This window comes from Burkholderia sp. BE12, assembly GCF_002959955.1.
GTDB lineage: Bacteria > Pseudomonadota > Gammaproteobacteria > Burkholderiales > Burkholderiaceae > Burkholderia.
Window position 1 is genome coordinate 231,197 of record NZ_PREY01000003.1, and the last position, 18,309, is coordinate 249,505.

General features: G+C 68.8%; 15 protein-coding genes. 8 read left to right on the forward strand and 7 right to left on the reverse strand.

Features of this window, described 5'->3' with window-relative positions; all coding sequences use genetic code 11:
- Positions 1-23: 23 nt before the first annotated feature.
- On the reverse strand, positions 24-1,427 hold the full coding sequence (locus tag C4B30_RS04775) for an HdeD family acid-resistance protein (protein ID WP_105131900.1): 1,404 nt from the start codon (positions 1,425-1,427) through the stop codon (positions 24-26).
- A 340-nt stretch (positions 1,428-1,767) separates the two neighbouring features.
- Here C4B30_RS04775 and C4B30_RS04780 point away from each other — a divergent pair, with 340 nt between their 5' ends.
- The 7 genes from C4B30_RS04780 to C4B30_RS04810 all read left to right on the forward strand — a co-directional run bounded on the left by C4B30_RS04780 (position 1,768) and on the right by C4B30_RS04810 (position 9,376).
- Positions 1,768-2,409 (forward strand): hypothetical protein, encoded by a 642-nt coding sequence (locus tag C4B30_RS04780; RefSeq protein WP_105131901.1) that lies wholly within the window; start codon positions 1,768-1,770, stop codon positions 2,407-2,409.
- Positions 2,410-2,461: 52 nt separating this feature from the next.
- Positions 2,462-3,028, forward strand: coding sequence for a helix-turn-helix domain-containing protein (locus C4B30_RS04785; RefSeq protein ID WP_105131902.1), 567 nt, complete (start codon positions 2,462-2,464; stop codon positions 3,026-3,028).
- A gap of 78 nt (positions 3,029-3,106) precedes the next feature.
- On the forward strand, positions 3,107-3,688 hold the full coding sequence (locus C4B30_RS04790) for an HD domain-containing protein (protein ID WP_105131903.1): 582 nt from the start codon (positions 3,107-3,109) through the stop codon (positions 3,686-3,688).
- Positions 3,689-3,752: 64 nt separating this feature from the next.
- The gene (locus C4B30_RS04795; RefSeq protein WP_027781204.1) at positions 3,753-4,481 is read left to right on the forward strand and encodes a class I SAM-dependent methyltransferase; all 729 of its coding nucleotides are present in this window, start codon (positions 3,753-3,755) and stop codon (positions 4,479-4,481) included.
- A 273-nt stretch (positions 4,482-4,754) separates the two neighbouring features.
- Positions 4,755-5,936, forward strand: coding sequence for a macrolide transporter subunit MacA (gene macA / locus C4B30_RS04800; RefSeq protein WP_105131904.1), 1,182 nt, complete (start codon positions 4,755-4,757; stop codon positions 5,934-5,936).
- A gap of 2 nt (positions 5,937-5,938) precedes the next feature.
- Positions 5,939-7,990, forward strand: a complete 2,052-nt coding sequence (locus C4B30_RS04805; RefSeq protein ID WP_105131905.1) for a MacB family efflux pump subunit — start codon at positions 5,939-5,941, stop codon at positions 7,988-7,990.
- Between the two features lie 6 nt (positions 7,991-7,996).
- The gene (locus C4B30_RS04810; protein ID WP_105131906.1) at positions 7,997-9,376 is read left to right on the forward strand and encodes an efflux transporter outer membrane subunit; all 1,380 of its coding nucleotides are present in this window, start codon (positions 7,997-7,999) and stop codon (positions 9,374-9,376) included.
- Positions 9,377-9,406: 30 nt separating this feature from the next.
- On the opposite strand, the gene C4B30_RS04815 is transcribed toward C4B30_RS04810, so the two are convergent.
- Positions 9,407-10,945: an MFS transporter gene (locus C4B30_RS04815; RefSeq protein WP_105131907.1), complete on the reverse strand. Its 1,539-nt coding sequence runs from the start codon at positions 10,943-10,945 to the stop codon at positions 9,407-9,409.
- Between the two features lie 188 nt (positions 10,946-11,133).
- On the opposite strand from C4B30_RS04815, the gene C4B30_RS04820 reads away from it, so the two are divergent.
- Entirely contained in the window at positions 11,134-12,054 is a 921-nt protein-coding gene (locus C4B30_RS04820; protein WP_105131908.1) for a LysR family transcriptional regulator, read from the forward strand.
- A gap of 40 nt (positions 12,055-12,094) precedes the next feature.
- Here C4B30_RS04820 and C4B30_RS04825 read toward each other — a convergent pair whose 3' ends face one another.
- The 5 genes from C4B30_RS04825 to C4B30_RS04845 all read right to left on the reverse strand — a co-directional run bounded on the left by C4B30_RS04825 (position 12,095) and on the right by C4B30_RS04845 (position 18,288).
- Entirely contained in the window at positions 12,095-13,234 is a 1,140-nt protein-coding gene (locus C4B30_RS04825; RefSeq protein ID WP_105131909.1) for an enoyl-CoA hydratase/isomerase family protein, read from the reverse strand.
- Entirely contained in the window at positions 13,231-14,022 is a 792-nt protein-coding gene (locus tag C4B30_RS04830) for an enoyl-CoA hydratase (protein ID WP_105131910.1), read from the reverse strand. Before C4B30_RS04830 ends, C4B30_RS04825 begins: the two co-directional genes overlap by 4 nt.
- Positions 14,019-14,921 (reverse strand): 3-hydroxyisobutyrate dehydrogenase, encoded by a 903-nt coding sequence (gene mmsB, locus C4B30_RS04835; protein ID WP_105131911.1) that lies wholly within the window; start codon positions 14,919-14,921, stop codon positions 14,019-14,021. Before mmsB ends, C4B30_RS04830 begins: the two co-directional genes overlap by 4 nt.
- Positions 14,922-14,939: 18 nt before the next feature.
- A complete protein-coding gene (locus tag C4B30_RS04840; RefSeq protein WP_105131912.1) occupies positions 14,940-16,469 on the reverse strand; it encodes a CoA-acylating methylmalonate-semialdehyde dehydrogenase in 1,530 nt (509 codons plus the stop codon).
- A gap of 112 nt (positions 16,470-16,581) precedes the next feature.
- Entirely contained in the window at positions 16,582-18,288 is a 1,707-nt protein-coding gene (locus tag C4B30_RS04845) for an AMP-binding protein (RefSeq protein ID WP_105131913.1), read from the reverse strand.
- Positions 18,289-18,309 lie beyond the last annotated feature (21 nt).

Here is an 18,309-nt window from a genome sequence, read left to right on the forward strand (position 1 = left end):
GCCCGCATCCGGCGCCACGCGTTTCACTTCATCGACGCCGCCTCCGATCCGCCGGGCGACAGCGCCGCGCTGTCCTGCTCGCGCCACGCGCGGCGCGACGCCATGATCGCGCTCACTGCCGAGTGCGCAACCTTCCACCACGCGAACGGACGCGGATCGGCGAGCATGCTGAGCGCGCGCGCATAGTCGAGCGTGAGCCCGGGCGTCCACGCCATCGTCACCGCACGCTTGCGGATCTGCGCGGCCACCCACAGCTCGGGCGTGAGCAGGAGCCGCACGAATGCGCCCCACCCGGCCCGCGCGCCCTTCAGCCGCCACACCGCGCCGTCGAGCGCGGCCTCGAGCGCATACGACACGGTGCTCGAGCAGTTGCGGTGCGTGAGGTTGTACGTCGTGTTCTGCCGGTACGACGACCAGAACGCATCGAGCTTGGCCGGATCGTAGTTGCGGATGCGCACGCGCACCGTCGACGGACACCACGCTTTCGACTCGGTCGCATAGTCGGGCTGGAACAGGCCCGGCACGTCGTTCTCGCGCGTCGCGCGCAGGATGCGCGTGAATTCGTCCGGAGAACGATCGATTTCGACGCCCGGATACAGGCTGATATAGATGCCTTCCGGCGACTCCAGCGCCGCATGGCCGGTCGAGATCACGCCGTTGACGTCCACCGCCGCGATATAGCGGTCGATCACCGGATAACGCTGCGCCTCGGCCTTCGACGTGCCGGTCGGCGTCCATACGTGCACGGTGAGTGCCCGCTCGCCGTCGGCCGGCGGGCCGTCCCATTCGGATTGCGCGAACTGCGGCAGGTCCGGTGCATCGTCGAGATCCGGCGCAAGCGCCGGCGCGGGCGACGTCGCGAACGCCGGGTTGCGCGTGAGCCGCCGCACGCGTGCGGCGAGGCTCAGCATGTGCATCCCGCCGAACATCAGCAACAGGCCGAGGCAGTACGGCACGGTGCCCGCGTAGTGCGTCGGGTACGGCTGGAAGAAGAAGATCGCCAGCAGGATCTCGACGACGCCCCACGCGAACGCGACGTTCCAGCGGCGATAGCGCACCATCCACGCGGAAGTGCACTGCAACAGCCCGTCGACGAGAAACAGCGTGCCGAAGATCATCGACAGCAGGAAGTGGCCGTGATGATGGCCGGCGAACACGAGCCCCGCGGCCACCACGACCGCGATGCCCTTCACGTAGCGCAGGATGCGCTGCCCGCCGACCCCGCTGCCGGCCACCGCGAGCGTCGCGAGTCCCTCGATCAGGAACAGCCAAGCGAACAGTTCGATCGGAAAATGCAGCGCGCCGTCGAGCGCATCGACGAAAATGCCGACACCCGCGACGACCCACAGCCAGCCGAGCACGGTCAGCCCGCGCCAGCGGGTCCGCAGATATTCGATGCCCAGCAGCAGCAACACCAGTCGTACCATTGCGCCCTCGTATCTTTTTCGGGAAACGCGCGGCCTCGCGCTCCCTGCCGTTGCGACCGTGCGTCGGGCGACGCGCCGGCCGGAAGGCGGTCATCGTTGCCGGCGCGTCATGTCGTCGACATGATCGACGGCGGCCGGCACGCGCCGCTCTGGCCGAATAATAAGATATGGCGGGGCCGGTTGAAAGCCTCGCGAAAACGTTCTCGGCGCGATGCGGGCGGGTGCGGTCACCCGAAGCCACGACAGATTTCGGGTTCGACAACGTCCGGCGGATACGCGAGAATCCGGCTTCCGAGGGCGAAAGCCACTAAACCGAACCGCACAGACGGGACAAAAACAAATGAATGGATCGATTACGCGCCGGCGCATGCTTGCCGCCTGCATCGCCGCGAGCAGCCTCACGCTGTCGGGCTGCTTCACGCCGGCGCTCTACGAAAACCGCGACGAAGCCTACATCGAGCATGTTTCCGCGTTCCTGATCACGAAAGACGGCAAAAAGCTGGTGGTGCTGGGCGAGCGCTATCACTACATCTTCGATCTGCCGGACAAGCTGCGCCCGGTGCTGGCGGCCAGCTACCGCACATCGCTGCATACGTCGTTCAGCAGCTTCCATGCCGACGGCAGCGACGTGACCGGCGACTACGACACCGTTCTGTCGAAGGATGCGTCGGCCGACGCGCGCCAGGCGGCCACCGCCGACGGCTTCACGGCCTCGCGCGACCGGATCGAACTCGACGGCAAACTCGTCGGCAAGCGCTATTCGACCGAGGGCTTTACGCTGAAACCGGATGGCACCGCGCAACCCTTCAACGAGCGCTATACAGTCGGCATCAGCGAAGCCCCGTCCGCGTTCGCGAAGGGGCTCAGGATCCTCGCCACGCCGGTCACCGTGGCGGCCGACGGCGTGCTCGTGCTGGGCGGTATCCTGCTGCTGCCGGTCGCCTATTTTTCGCTCAAGGACCGGCCACTCATCGGGTTCTAGGCCGGCCCGGCGCGCCGCGGCGCCGGCCGGCGCATGAAACAGGAGCATCGACATGCCACACCTGCCGCTTCATCCGTCCTCGCTCGGCCCGCAACTCAAGCGCTGGCGCGCGCTGCACCGCGTGAAGCAAAGCCATGCGGCCGAACTGTTCGGCGTCGCGCAATCGACGATCTCGCGCTGGGAGGCCGGCCGCCAGCAGATGTCGCCCGCCGAGCGCGCGACGGCCGAACGGCTGCTCGCCGCGCGCCTCGATTCCGCGGGCGACCACGCACTCGCGCGGCTGATCGGCGGCAGCGCGGGCCGCATGCATCTCGTGTGCGACCTCACGCACCGTCTGCTTGCCAGCTCGCCGACGCGCGCGGCCGAGTTCTCGCAGCCGCTTTCGACGCTGCTCGGCACGTCGCTGTGGCGCTACGCGACGCCGGAGATCGTCCGCATGGAAGCCGCGCTCGACCCGCTCGGCTGGCACGACCGCGCCGGGCCGCCGAGCGTCGAGTTCGACACCGGCACGAATGCGTCGCGCGTCGTGCCGATTCGCGGCAGCCGGTGCCGGTGGACACGGATGACGTTGTCGGACGGCTCGGCCGTGCGGCTCGTGGAAACGCTCGACGCACGCTGACGTCCGCGCATATTTCATGCGTGGACGCACCGCCGCCGGCCGGCGTACGCTTGGCGGTTCATCGCAAGGACGCCGACCATGAATTCCGATACGATCCACGCGCGACTCGATTTCCTGCGCGAAGCCGAACGCCTGAAGGACGTGCTGCGCAGCGGCCATACGTCGGGCGGGCGCCCCGAAAGCACGGCCGAGCACAGCTGGCGGCTGTGCCTGATGGTGCTCGTGTTCGCCGACGCGCTGCCCGGCGTCGATACGCTGAAGCTGCTGAAACTGTGCGTCGTCCACGACCTCGGCGAGGCGCTGCATGGCGACATCCCCGCGATCGAGCAGGCCGCGCATCCCGACAAGAGCGCGCACGAACGCAACGATCTCCTGACGCTGACCGCGTCGCTCGACCGCGCGGTGCGCGACGAGATCGTCGCGCTGTGGGACGAATACGAGGCAGCCGCCTCGCCGGAAGCCCGCGCGGCGAAAGCGCTCGACAAGCTCGAAACGATCCTGCAGCACAACCAGGGCAGCAATCCGCCCGATTTCGACTATGCGTTCAATCTCGGCTACGGCCGGCGCTATACCGACGCCGCGCCACTGTTCAGTGCGATCCGCGAGATCGTCGACGCCGATACGCAGCGCAGGATCGACGCGGGCGGACACCGCGCGTAAGCTCGCGGAATCGGGCGAGCTACCCCGCTCGCGTCGCTCGCCCTGCCCGCATGAGAGCCGACGCATGACGCAGAACATCTACGACGATCCGGCCTTCTTCGAAGGCTACAGCCGCCTGAACCGCTCGATTCACGGGCTCGACGGCGCCCCCGAATGGCCAGCGCTGCGCGCGCTGCTGCCCGACCTGCACGGCCGTCACGTGCTCGATCTCGGTTGCGGCTACGGCTGGTTCAGCCGCTGGGCGGCCGACCGGGGCGCGGCCGGCGTGCTCGGCATCGACGTGTCCGAACGCATGCTCGAACGCGCGGCATCGACCGCCGCGCATCCGGCGATCACGTACCGTCGCGCCGATCTCGAGACGCTCGCGCTGCCGGATGCCGCGTTCGATCTCGCATACAGCTCGCTCGCGTTCCATTACATCGTGCACCTCGACACGCTGTTGCGTGCGATCCATCGCGCGCTCGTGCCGGGCGGCCGGCTCGTGTTCTCGATCGAGCATCCGATCCATACGGCGCCGCGCCGGCCCGGTTTCGTCGTCGATGCGCAAGGTAACCGTTCGTGGCCGCTCGACGGCTACCAGCGCGAAGGCGAACGCGTGACCGACTGGCTCGCGCCGGGCGTCGTCAAGCAGCATCGCACGCTCGGCACGCTCGTGAACCTGCTGATCGGCAGCGGCTTCACGCTCACCCACCTCGACGAATGGGGGCCGACGCCCGAGCAGGTCGACGCGTTGCCCGCGCTCGACGAGGAACGCGACCGGCCGATGATGGCGATCGTCGCCGCGCGGCGGTAGCGCGGGGCACGGCGGACCGCCGCATTTCACAGATCGAAACAATTGCGCCGTCCGGCCCGCCCATCGGTACGGCCTCCGCACAATTCAGCACAATTCCCACACGATTTAGCGCGAATTCCTCGCTTACCATGAGCGCCTGATTCGATTCGGCACGCCCGCGCGATGCGTACGCGGAGCCCGTCGCGGGCAACACGCCCGGCATGCGACGCCGACCGAATCGTTCCGTTCGGCCGCACGCATTGCCGGCGCCTGCTTCATCCTCGCTGCACGCTCATGACCCAGAAGACCCATCGCCGCCGGCGCATCGTGCTGGCTACCCTTGCCGTCGTCGCGATCGCCGCCGTCATCACACTGAAGGCCTGCGCGCCCGACAAACACCCGCAGTATCTGTCCGCGCCAGTCACGCGCGGCGATCTCGAGAACGCGGTGCTCGCGACCGGCGCGCTGCAGGCGTTCAAGCAGGTGGACGTCGGCGCGCAGGTGTCGGGGCAGTTGAAGACGCTGAAGGTCAAGCTCGGCGACAAGGTCACGAAGGGCCAGTGGCTCGCCGAAATCGATCCCGTAATCTCGGAAAACGCGCTGCGTCAGGCGCGCGCCAGCGAAGAAAGCCTGCGCGCGCAGCAGCAATCGGCCGCCGCGCAACTGACACAGGCCGAGCTCGCGTTCCGCCGCCAGCAGGCGATGCTGCCCGACGATGCAACGTCGCGCGAATCGTTCGAGGCAGCGCGCGCGACGCTCGACGTGCAGCGCGCCTCACTCGCATCGCTCGCCGCGCAGATCCGTTCGGCCCGCATCCAGATCGAGACCGCACAGGCCAATCTCGGCTACACGCGCATCGTCGCGCCGATCGATGGCGAGGTCGTCGCGATCGTCACGCAGGAAGGCCAGACCGTGATCGCGCAGCAGCAGGCGCCGGTGATCCTGAAGCTCGCGGAGCTCGACACGATGACCGTCAAGGCGCAAGTTTCGGAAGCCGACGTGATTCGCGTGCATGCCGGCCAGACCGCATATTTCACGAGCCTCGGTGAACCGGACAAGCGTCACTACGGCAAGCTGCGTGCGATCGAGCCGGCACCCCAGAACTTCGCCGACCCGCAGAGCCCCCTCAGCGGCAGCACGAAGCCGAACAGCGCGGTGTTCTACAACGCGCTGTTCGACGTGCCGAATCCCGAGCATCGGCTGCGCATCGCGATGACCGCGCAGGTCAACATCGTGCTCGGCGACGCACGCAACGCGCTGATCATTCCGGCCGCCGCGCTCGGCGAGAAGCGCAAGGACGGCACCGTCGCGGTACGCGTGCTGCGCGCCGACGGCAGCACGCAAACGCGCCACATCCGTATCGGCATCAACAACAACGTGCGCGTCGAAGTGCTGGCCGGCCTGAAGGACGGCGAGCGCGTCGTGATCGGCGAAGCGTCGGCGGACGAGCACGCGCCGCTGTCGGACGTGGTGTAACGATGAGCCAGCCCCTGCTGAAACTCGCCGCCGTCACGCGACGCTTTCCGGCCGGCGACAAGGACGTCGTCGTCCTGAACAACGTCAACCTGGCGATCGACGCGGGCGAGATCGTCGCGATTGTCGGCGCGTCCGGGTCCGGCAAGTCGACGCTGATGAACATCCTCGGCTGCCTCGATCACCCGAGCGAAGGCACGTACACGGTCGGCGGACGCGACACGCACATGCTCGACAGCGACGAGCTCGCGCAGTTGCGCCGCGAGCACTTCGGCTTCGTGTTCCAGCGCTATCACCTGCTGCCGCACGTCGACGCGGTCGCGAACCTCGAAATGCCGGCGATCTACGCGGGCACCCCGCGCGCCGAGCGGCACGCCCGCGCTCGCGCGTTGCTCGCGCGCCTCGGGCTGGCCGATCGCGCGCATCACCGGCCCGGGCAACTATCCGGCGGCCAGCAGCAGCGCGTGAGCATCGCGCGCGCGCTGATGAACGGCGGCCAGGTGATCCTCGCGGACGAACCGACCGGCGCGCTCGACACGAAAAGCGGTCAGGACGTGATCCGCATCCTGCACGAGCTGAACGCGCTCGGCCATACGATCGTGATCGTCACGCACGACAAGGCCGTGGCGCGCCATGCGCGGCGCATCATCGAGATCAGCGACGGCGAGATCGTCGCGGACCGGCCGAACCGCCACTACGCGGAAGCGCTCGCGGAATCCGGCGTCGGCGCGGCCGAAACGGCCGAAACGGCAACCGACACACCGTCCGCACCGGCTTCCGGGGATGCCACGCTGCCCGCCGAGACCGAGACCGACACTCCCACCGATCCCGGCCCGCGCGCCCGACGCTTCGCGGCCGGCACCGGCCGCTTCGCCGAGGCGTGCCGGATGGCATGGATCGCGCTCGTGTCGCACCGGCTGCGCACGCTACTGACGATGCTCGGCATCATCATCGGCATCACGTCGGTGGTATCGATCGTCGCGGTCGGCGAAGGCGCGAAGCGCTACATGCTGGAGGAGATCGGCAGCATCGGCACCAATACGATCAACGTCTATCCGGGCACCGACTGGGGCGACAGCCGCGCGGACACGATCCAGACGCTCGTGCCCGCCGACGTCGCCGCGCTCGCCGAGCAGCCGTACGTCGACAGCGCGACACCCGAAACGTCGCGCACGCTGCTGCTGCGCTATCGCAACATCGACGTCAACGCGCTCGTGAGCGGCGTCGGCGACCGCTACTTCCAGGCGCGCGGGATGCGTTTCGCGCTCGGCGTCGCGTTCGACGACGACGCGGTGCGCCGCCAGGCGCAGGTGGCCGTGATCGACCAGAACACGCGCCGCAAGCTGTTCGGTGCGACGCGCAATCCGGTCGGCGAAGTGATCCTCGTCGACAACGTGCCGTGCATCGTGATCGGCGTGACCGCCGACAAGAAAAGCGCATTCGGCAGCGTGAAGAGCCTGAACGTGTGGGTGCCGTACACGACCGCGAGCGGGCGCCTGTTCGGCCAGCGCTATCTCGACAGCATCACCGTGCGCGTGCGCGACGGACAGCCCAGCGCCGCCGCCGAGAAAAGCCTCGAGAAACTGATGATCCAGCGCCACGGCCGCAAGGACTTCTTCACGTACAACATGGACAGCGTGGTCAAGACCGTCGAGAAGACCGGCCAGTCGCTGACGCTGCTGCTGTCGCTGATCGCGGTGATCTCGCTCGTCGTCGGCGGGATCGGCGTGATGAACATCATGCTGGTGTCGGTCACCGAGCGTACGCGCGAGATCGGCATCCGGATGGCGGTCGGCGCGCGCCAGTCCGACATCCTTCAGCAGTTCCTCGTCGAGGCCGTGCTGGTCTGCCTGCTCGGCGGCACGATCGGCATCGCGCTGTCGTTCGGGCTCGGTGCGCTGTTCTCGATGTTCGTCGCGCAGTGGAAGATGGTGTTCTCGGCCGGCGCGATCGTGACCGCGTTCGTGTGCTCGACGCTCACCGGTGTGATTTTCGGGTTCATGCCCGCGCGCAACGCGTCGCGGCTCGATCCGATCGATGCGCTCGCGCGCGACTGACGAAACATGGCCATGACGCATTCCTCCCTGCTTCACCGTCTCGGCGCATTCGCGTGCGCGGCCGCGCTGCTCGCCGGCTGCGCGGGCGCGCGCCACGATCCGCTGCCGGCCGTCGCGATGCCCGCGAACTGGGCCGCGCCGGTCGCGGCCGAGGCGCCGGCCACCGCGCGCGACTGGTGGCGCAGCTTCGGCGATCCGCAACTCGACGCGTTGATCGACGACGCGCTGCGCGCCAACGGCGATCTCGCGATCGCGGCGATCCGCGTGTATCGCGCGCAATTGCAGGCGGGGCTCGTCGACACGAACCTGACACCCAGCGTGACGCTCGGCGCGAACGGCGCCGTGTCGCGCACGCTCGATACCCATCAAACGAGCCGATCGAGCGGCCTCACCGGTTCGCTCGGCTACGAAATCGACCTGTGGGGCCGGCTGGCCGCGCTGCGCGATGCCGCGCACTGGGAAGCCGACGCGACGGCCGCCGATCTAGAGGCCGCGCGGCTGTCGCTGATCGGCACGACCGCGGCGCTGTACTGGCAGATCGGCTATCTGAACCGGCAGATCGCGCTCGGCGACGCGAACATCGCGTATGCGGTGCGCACGCTCGCGCTCGTTCGGTCGCGGCACACGGCCGGCGCCGTGTCGGGGCTCGATCTCGCGCAGGCCAAACAGAGCCTCGCCGCGCAACGCGCGGCGCAAACGCAGCTGATCCAGCAGCGGACCGAGAACCGGCACGCGCTCGCGATCCTGTTCGACCGGCCGCCGCAGCAGCTCGCGGCCGAGCCGGCGTCGCTGCCCGACGCCGCGCCGCCCGACGTGGCGGCCGGCCTGCCCGCGAGCCTGCTCGGCCGGCGCCCCGATCTGCGCGCGGCGGAATTCCGGCTGCGCGAGTCGCTCGCGCAGGTCGACGCGACGCGCACGAGCTTCTATCCGACCTTCACGCTGACCGGCAGCGCCGGCACGACGAGCACGAGCCTCGAGCGCGTGCTGACGAACCCTGTGGGCACGCTCGGGCTCGGCCTCGCGCTGCCGTTCATCCAGTGGAACACGATGCAATTGCAGATCAGGGTGTCGAAGTCGCAGTACGAGGAAGCGGTGGTCGGCTTCCGACAGCGGCTCTACACGGCGCTCGCGGAAGTCGAGAACGCGCTGTCGGCACGCGTGCAGCTCGAACGCGAAGCCGAACAGCGCGCGCTGTCGCTCGCCCAGGCGCAGCGTGCCGAACGACTGGCCGCCGCGCGCTTCGCGGCCGGCGCGACCGCCGTGCAGCCGTGGCTCGACCAGCAGCAGGTCCTGAGGAGCGCACAGAGCGCCGACGAACTGACGCGCCTGAACCGCCTCAACAACCAGATGAAGCTCTACCGCGCGCTCGGCGGCGGGACGTCCTGACCGGCCGTCACACGCCGTACGCCGGCCGCGTCATTCGCACACGGCCGCCTCGCGCCGCGCCGGCGCGAACGCCACCGTGCTCGCGGTCGCGAGCACGGCCACGCCCGCCGCGCCGTACACCATCACCCAGCCGAACCCATGCACGAGCGCCGCGTGCAGCGCCGCGCCGCTCGGGTCGGCCTGCGCGAGCGCCGGCGCGATCGCCTGCAGCCCGTCGGTGCGACCCGACGCGATTTCCTGCGCGAGCCGGCGCAGCGCCGCCTCGCCGATCGCGCCGGCCGGCCCGCCCTTCAGGCTCGCGACGATCCCCGCCACCAGTACGAAGCCCATCGCCGCGATGTTCAGCGCGAGCGAGATCATCCGCGCGCTCATGTCGATGCCCGACGCCATCCCGGCCCGCGCACTCGGCACCGCGCCCGTGGTCGTGTTGGTGACGGGCGTGTTGGTCAGCCCGAGCCCGATGCCGGCGATCACGCAGCCCGGCAGCATCGTCAGCCAGCTCGCATGATCGGCCGCGCTGCCCAACCGCATCAGCACGAAACCGGCCGCGATCGTGAACAGGCCGCCAGGGATCACGACGCCCGGCCCGTAGCGCAGTGCGAGCCGTTCGCCGAATGGCGGCGCGATCAGCGTCGGCAGCGTGTACGCGAGCAAGGCGAGGCCGGCCGTCACGCTGTCGTAGCCGAGCGCGACCTGGAACCAGATCGGCAGGTAGATCATGAACGGCCAGAAGCTGAAGTTCATCCCCATCGAGCCGAAGATCGCGCCGGTGAACGCGCGAATCCGGAACACCGAGAAGTCGAACATCGGCCGCGCGCTGGCGCGCTCCGCGGCGACGAAGCCGACCAGCGCGAGCACGGTCGCGCCGAGCACGCCGAGGCCGGCCATGCTCGTCAACCCGAGTTCGGCGCTTTGGGTGATGTAGAACGCGAGACCGAGCACCGCGAGCGACAGCGTGACGATGCCCGCGACGTCGAGTGAGCCCGCATGCGGATCGCGCGATTCCCGCACCGCGCCGCCGATCAGCACGAGCGCGACGGCCGCGAGCGGCGCATGAACGAGGAACACCCACGGCCAGCTCGCCAGCGCGACGATCGCGCCGCCGACGATCGGCCCGAACCCGAGGCCGATGCCGAACACGATCCCCCAGATCCCGAATGCGCGGCCGCGCTCGCGCCCTTCGCGGAACTGGTGCGACAGCACGGCGATCTGGCAGATGAGCATCGCGCCGCCGCTCGCGCCCTGCAGCAGCCGCCCCGCGACGAGCACCGGCACGTTCGGCGCGAGCCCGCACAGCAGCGACGTCGCGCCGAACAGCACGGTGCCGATCACGTACACGCGCTTGCGGCCGAACCGGTCCGCGAGCGTGCCGGCCGCCATCAGCACCGTCGTACACGCGATCGTGTAGGCGTTCATGATCCACTGCATGCCGTTGAAATCGCCGTGCAGCACGTGTTCGAGCGTCGGCAGGATCACCGGCACGCTCGAGATTTCGAGGCCGAACATCAGCGACGTGAGACAGACGGCCGCGAGCGCGACCGCATTCCTGCGAGAGTCGGATAGCGTCATGCGTATTGCGCGGCGGCCCGACGACAGGTCGCGCGCCTCCAGGTAAGTAGGATTCGCCGCGTGCGGCCGGCGACGCACGCTGAACGGGAATCGGTACTATAGTGAGAATTCGCCTCCCCATTGACGCACGCATTTCCATGCACTGGGGAATCTCAGGACCCAATCGATCCAATCGACGCAAACCCGTAATGACCGACAGACTCGACGGCGTAACGACCTTCGTCCAGGTCGTGGAATCGGGCAGCTTCGCGCTGGCCGCGGAGCGGCTCGACATGACGCGTTCGGCGGTCGGCAAGGCGATCGCGCGGCTCGAGAAACGGCTCGGCGCGCGCCTGCTGCAGCGCACGACGCGCAGCCAGAGCCTGACCGACGACGGCCAGGCGTACTACGACCGCTGCGTGCGTGCGCTCGCGGAACTGGAAGCGGCGGAAGCCGATCTCGACTGCGGCCGCCACGAGGCGCGCGGCAAGTTGCGGCTGAGCGTGCCGCTCGCATTCGGGCACCACTGCGTGACGCCGATCGTGCTCGACCTCGCGCGCAATTACCCGCACCTGCGGATCGACGTGTCGATCACCGACCGCTTCGTCGATCTCATCGAGGAAGGGATCGATCTCGCGGTGCGGATCGGCACGCTCGCGGACAGCACGAGCCTCGCGGTGCGGCGGCTCGGCACGCAATACGGCAGCCTGGGCGCCGCGCCGTCGTATCTCGCGCGCTACGGGATGCCGAAGACGCTCGACGACCTGAAGCACCACCGGACGATCGCGTATTCGCGTTCGGGCATGGTGCAGCCGTGGGACTTGCGCGCGCCGGACGGCTCGACGGTGCGGATCGACATGCCGCATCAACTGAGTTTCGACGACGTGCAGGCGATCGCCGCGGCCGGTGCGTCGGGGTACGGGATCGCGTGGCTGCCGAGCTGGCTGCTCGACCATTACGTGAAGCGCGGGGAGATGGTGGTCGTGCTGGATCGCTGCTTCGTCTGCGAAGGCGACATTCACGCGATCTGGCCGAAGACGCGCTACCTGCCGCGCAAGACGCGCTGCGTGATCGACGCACTCGCCCAGGCGGTTCCGCCGATGATCGCGCGCCAGGGCGAAGCGCGATGAGACGCGTGGAAGCCGACGCGCCGCGCGGCGCGCCGACGCATCATGCCGCGCCGAGATCGGCGAGCGGATGCGCGAACAGCTTCCACGGCGACGTCAGGAAATGCCGCACGCGCTCGGCGCGCAGCTCGACGAGCGACGCGGGCGCCCAGCGCGGCTTGCGATCCTTGTCGACGAGATGCGCGCGCACGCCTTCGCAGAAATCGCCTTCCTCGATCGCGCGCGCCACGATGCCGAGCTCCATCCGGAACGATTCCGCGAGCGTCATCTGCCGGCCGCGCAGCAGCGCCTCGCGCGTCACGGCGAGCATCGTCGGCGAATGGCTCGCGAGCGCATCGAGCGTCGCCTGCAGCCATTGACGGTGCTCGCGCGCCAGCTCGTCGCGCGCCAGGTCCTGCGTGAGCGTCGCGACGATCCGCTCGACGGTCGAACGCTTGTCGAAGTGGCGGACGATCCACGGCATCTGGCCGTCGAGCGCGGCATGCGGCACCACGTTGCACGGCGGCTCGAACACCTTGCGCAGCAACGGCAGCGCATCGCCGTCCCACTTGACGCTTTCGATGCGCGTCTCGAACGTATCGAGCCACGCGGACGGCACGCACAGGTCCGCGAGCTTCGCGCTCAGCGCGTCGGCGCCCGACAGCATCGTGCCGGCCAGCCCCACGTACAGTTCGAGTTCGACCGGCATGCGCGACAGAAAATGCGTGGCGCCGACATCCGGCACGAGACCGATGCGCGTTTCCGGCATCGCGATCCTGCTGCGCTCGGTCGCGACGCGCAGCGCCGCGCCCTGCGCGAGACCCATGCCGCCGCCCATCGTCACGCCGTCCATCAGCGCGACCACCGGCTTCGGGAACGTGTGGATCGCGTGGTCGAGCCGGTATTCGTCGACGAAGAACGGCAGCCAGGTCTCGCGCTGCGCGACCATTCTGTACAGCGCACGCACGTCGCCGCCCGCGCAGAAGCCCTTTTCGCCCGCGCCGCGCAGCACGACCGCGACGATCTGGTCGTCGTGGCGGCAGCGCTCGAACAGCGCGGCCAGCTCGCCGATCATCGCGTACGACAGCGCGTTGAGCGCGGCCGGCCGGTTCAGCGTGATCAGCGCCACGCGGTTCACCACGCGATACAGCACCTCGGGCGCATGCTCCGCGAATGCGCCGTGATTCGTCACCGGCGTGCTCATCGTTGCGCCTCCCCATCGGTGCGCCACTGCGGCGCGCGCTTGCCGAGGAACGCCGCCACGCCTTCGCGCGGATCGGCCGTGTCGAACAGGTCGACGAAGCGCTCGCGCTCGACCGCGAGGGCCGCACCGCGCGGCACGCCGCGGCGCGCGAGGCCGATCAGCTCCTTGCTGTACGCGAGCGCGTGCGGGCTTTGCCGCGCGACGTTGCGTGCCAGCGCGAGTGCCGCATCGCGCGCGGCGCCGCTTTCCACCACGTCCTCGACGAGGCCGATCCGCAGCGCGGTGGCTGCATCGACGCGCGCACCGGTCAGGATGATCTTCTTCGCCCAGCCTTCGCCGACGAGCCAGGGCAGCGTCTGCGTGCCGAGCCCGCACGGCAGCAGGCCGACCGACGGCTCGGGCAGCGCCATCTGCGCATGCGTCTCCGCGATCCGCAGGTCGCACGCGAGCGCGCATTCGAGGCCGCCGCCCATCGCATAGCCGTTGATCGCCGCGATCGTCACGACGCGCGCATCGTGCAGCGCCTCGAACGCCGCGCCGAAGCGCGACGCCATCGTGCGCGCGACCGCACGATCGCCATCGGCGAACGTGTTGAGGTCGGCGCCCGCGCTGAAGAACTTCGGGCCGTCGCCGGTGATCACCAGCGCGCGCACGCGCGGGTTCGCATTCAGTGCGGCGACGGTTTCCTGCAACTGCTGCAGCCCGTCGGCGGTAAAGGCGTTCGCGGGCGGACGCTTGAGCGTCGCGCACGCGATCGCGCCGTCGTCGACGTAGTCGAGTTCGATCATGAGGCGTCCTTCTTCGTGGCCGGTTGGTACAGGCGGATCACCGCCGAGAAATCGAGCTGGCCGTCGCCGCGGCTGCTCATCGTCTGGTACAGCTGCTGCGCGAGCGCGCCGAGATAGACGGGCTGGCGCGCCTGCTTCGCCGCATCGTTCGCGAGGCCGAGATCCTTCAGCATCAGGTCGGTGCCGAAGCCGCCCGAGTAACCGCGCGACGACGGCGCGGTCTCGATCACGCCCGGATACGGGTTGTAGGTGTCCGAACTCCAGCAGCGGCCCGTCGACGTGTTGACGATGCCGGCCAGCACCTTCGGGTCGATGCCGAGCGCGACGCCGAGCGACATCGCCTCCGATACCGCCGCCATCGAGATGCCGAGCACGAGGTTGTTGCAGACCTTCGCGACCTGCCCCATGCCGGTCGCGCCGCAGTGGACGATGTTCTTGCCCATGCCGGCGAGCACGGGCTTCACGCGCTCGAAATCCGCACCGCTGCCGCCGACCATGAAGGTCAGCGTGCCGGCCGCCGCGCCGCCAGTGCCGCCCGACACCGGCGCATCGACGAACGCGCCGCCGTGCTCGCGCATCAGCGCGCCGAACGCCTGCGCGCTCGCCGGGTCGATCGTGCTCGAATCGATCACCGTCGCACCCGCGCCAAGGCCGGCCAGCACGCCGTTCTCGCCGGACAGCACCGAGCGCACGTGCGGCGCGGCCGGCAGCATCGTGATCACGAACGTCGCGCCCGACGCCGCATCGCGCGGCGACGCGGCCACCTGCGCGCCGGCGTCCTGCAGCGCGCGCAACGCGTCGGCGCTCAGGTCGAACGCGTGCACGTCATGGCCGGCTTTCAGCAGGTTCAGCGCCATCGGCGCGCCCATGTGGCCGAGGCCGATAAATCCGATTTTCATGTTCGTTTCCTCCGCCGCTCAATGCAGCCGGATCGTCGTATTCACCGGGCCGGCCGTCGTGTCGTCGTCGAACCAGCGCGCGGTGACCGTCTTGGTCTGGGTATAGAACTGCACGACCTGCTTGCCGTACGGGCCGAGATCGCCGAGCTTCGAGCCGCGCGAACCGGTGAAGCTGAAGAACGGCACGGGCACCGGAATCGGAATGTTGATGCCGACCTGCCCGACGTCGATCTCGCTCTGGAACTTGCGTGCCGCTGCGCCGCTCTGCGTGAAGATGCCCACGCCGTTGCCCATCGGGTTCGCGTTGACGAGCGCGATCGCGTCGTCGAGCGTGTCGACCTCCATCACGACCAGCACCGGCCCGAAGATCTCATGCGTGTAGATCGACATGTCGGTCGTCACGCCCGAGAAGATCGTCGGGCCGATGAAGTTGCCCTGCTCGTAGCCGGCCACCTTCACGTCGCGACCATCGAGTTCGAGCTTCGCGCCTTCCTTGATGCCCGCTTCGATCAGCGTCAGAATCCGCGCCTTCGCGCCGCGCGACACGACCGGTCCGACGTCGGTGCCCGCTTCCGCGCCCGCATTGACCTTCAGCGCCGTCGCCTTCGCGACGATGTCGGGCAGCCAGTCGCGCGCCTTGCCCACCAGCACCGCGACCGACGTCGCCATGCAGCGCTGGCCGGCCGCGCCGAAGCCCGCGCCGACGAGCGCGTTGATCGCCTGCTCGCGGTTCGCGTCGGGCAGCACGATCGCGTGGTTCTTCGCGCCCATCATCGATTGCACGCGCTTGCCGTGCTGGCTGCCGAGGTTGTATACGTGCGTGCCGACCGCCGTCGACCCCACGAACGAGATCGCCTTCACGAGCGGATGCGTGCAGATCGCGTCGACGACTTCCTTGCCGCCGTGCACGACGTTCAGTACGCCTTTCGGTACGCCGGCCTCGAGCGCGAGTTCGACGAGCTCCATCGTCGACATCGGATCCTGCTCCGACGGCTTCAGCACGAACGTGTTGCCGCACACGATCGCCATCGGGAACATCCACAGCGGAATCATCGCGGGGAAATTGAATGGCGTAATGCCCGCGCACACGCCGAGCGGCTGGCGCAGCGTGTAGGTGTCGACGCCGCCCGCGACGTTCTCCGCGAATTCGCCGAGTTGCAGCGTGCCGACCGAGCACGCGTGCTCGACCACTTCGAGACCGCGGAAGATGTCGCCTTCTGCATCGGGAATCGTCTTGCCCTGCTCGGCCGTCAGCGTCTTCGCGATGCGCTGCTGGTTGGCGCGCACCAGATCCTGGAACTTCAGCATGATGCGCATGCGCGCGGCGATCGGCGTGTTCTTCCACGTCGCATACGCGGCGTGCGCGGCCTGCACGGCCGCGTCGACTTCCGCGACGGTCGCGAACGGCACGCGCGCGAGCACCTGCTGCGTCGCCGGGTTGACGATGTCGCGCCACTCGCTGGTGGCGGACTCGACGAAGGCGCCGTCGATCAGCAGCTTGACCGTCGGCACGTCTTGCCCCGTACGGGGCGTCGGATTCGCGTTCATCAGAGCTCTCTCCTTGCAGTGGGTCGCGGCGTAGCGGCATGCCGCCGTGCGACCGGTTCGATTCGGCTACGGGCGGCGGCCGCGGCATGCGGCACGCGCGGCCCGCAGTCGGTCATTTCAGTTCGGCGGCGAAATCTTCTTCCCAGTATTCGCCGGGCATGCGCGCGGTCGCGTCGTCGCCGCGTTCGATCTCGCGGCGGCGCAGTTCGACGCGACGAATCTTCCCCGAGATCGTCTTCGGCAGCTCCGCGAATTGCAGGCGGCGGATGCGCTTGTACGGCGCGAGCTTCTCGCGCGAGAAACGGAAGATCTCCAGCGCGAGCGCGGGGCTTTCCTCGTAGCCCTGGCGCAGCGTGATGAACGTTTTCGGCACCGACAGCCGCACCGGGTCCGGGCTCGGCACGACGGCCGCTTCGGCGATCGCCGGATGCTCGATCAGCACGCTCTCGAGTTCGAACGGGCTCAGCCGGTAGTCGGACGACTTGAACACGTCGTCCGCGCGGCCGATGTACACGTAATAGCCGTCGTCGCGACGCATCGCGATGTCCGACGTGCGGTAGTGGCCGTCGCGCATCGCGTAGGCCGTCGCGTCGGGATTGTTCGCATAGCCCTTCATCAGCCCGACCGGGCGCGTGATGTCCGCGCCGATCGGCAGCGCGACCTCGCCTTCGGTCACCGGCGCGCCGTCCGGGTCGAGCAGCGCGATCCGGTAGCCGGGCAGCGGCCGGCCCATCGAGCCCGCGACCACCGGCTGGCCCGGCGAGTTGCCGATCAGGCAGGTCGTCTCGGTCTGGCCGTAGCCGTCGCGAATCGAGATGTTCCACGCCTTCTTCACGCGCTCGATGATCTCGGGATTCAACGGCTCGCCCGCACCGACGATCTCGCGCAGCTTCACGTCGAACGACGCGAGCGGCTGCTGCACGAGCATGCGCCACACGGTCGGCGGCGCGCACAGCGTGGTCACCCGGTATTGGACGAGCGCATCGAGCACGACCTTCGGCTCGAAGCGCGCATAGTTGAACGCGAACACGCACGCCTGCGCATTCCACGGCGCGAAGAAGCAGCTCCATGCGTGCTTCGCCCAACCCGGCGAGCTGATGTTCCAGTGGATGTCGCCCGGCTGCAGGCCGACCCAATACATCGTCGACAGATGGCCGACCGGATAGGTGCGGTGCGTATGCTCGACGAGTTTCGGCTTCGACGTCGTGCCCGACGTGAAGTACAGCAGCATCGGATCGTTCGCGTGCGTGACGGCGTCCGGCTCGAACGCGGCGCTCGCCGCATAGCCGTCGTTCATCGCGAGCCAGCCCGCGCGCGGCGCGCCCGCGACGATCTTCCGCGCGAGACCGAGATCGGGCTGTTCGAATTTCGCGGCTTCGTTCTCGTCGACGATCGCGTATTTCGCGCCGCCGATCCGCACGCGCTCGCGTACGTCGTCGGGCGACAGTTGCGTGGTGGCGGGCAGCACGATCGCGCCGAGCTTCATCGCGGCCAGCATCGCGTCCCACAGCTCGACACGGTTCGGCAGCATCAGCAGAATGCGGTCGCCGCGCACGACGCCGATCGAGCGCAGCCAGTTCGCGATCCGCGACGAACGCTCGGACATCTGCGCGAACGAATACGGATCGCCCGTGCCGGTCGCCGCATCGACGATCCACAGCGCGGGCTGGTCGTTGCCGCGCGCCATCGGGTCGAAGTAGTCGAGCGCCCAGTTGAACGCATCGAGCACCGGCCATTCGAAATCGCGATACGCGGTGTCGTAGTCGGTGCGATGGCGCAGCAGAAAGTCGCGTGCGTCCAGGAATGCCTGTACCGTCATGTGTCGTCTCCGTCCAGTCTC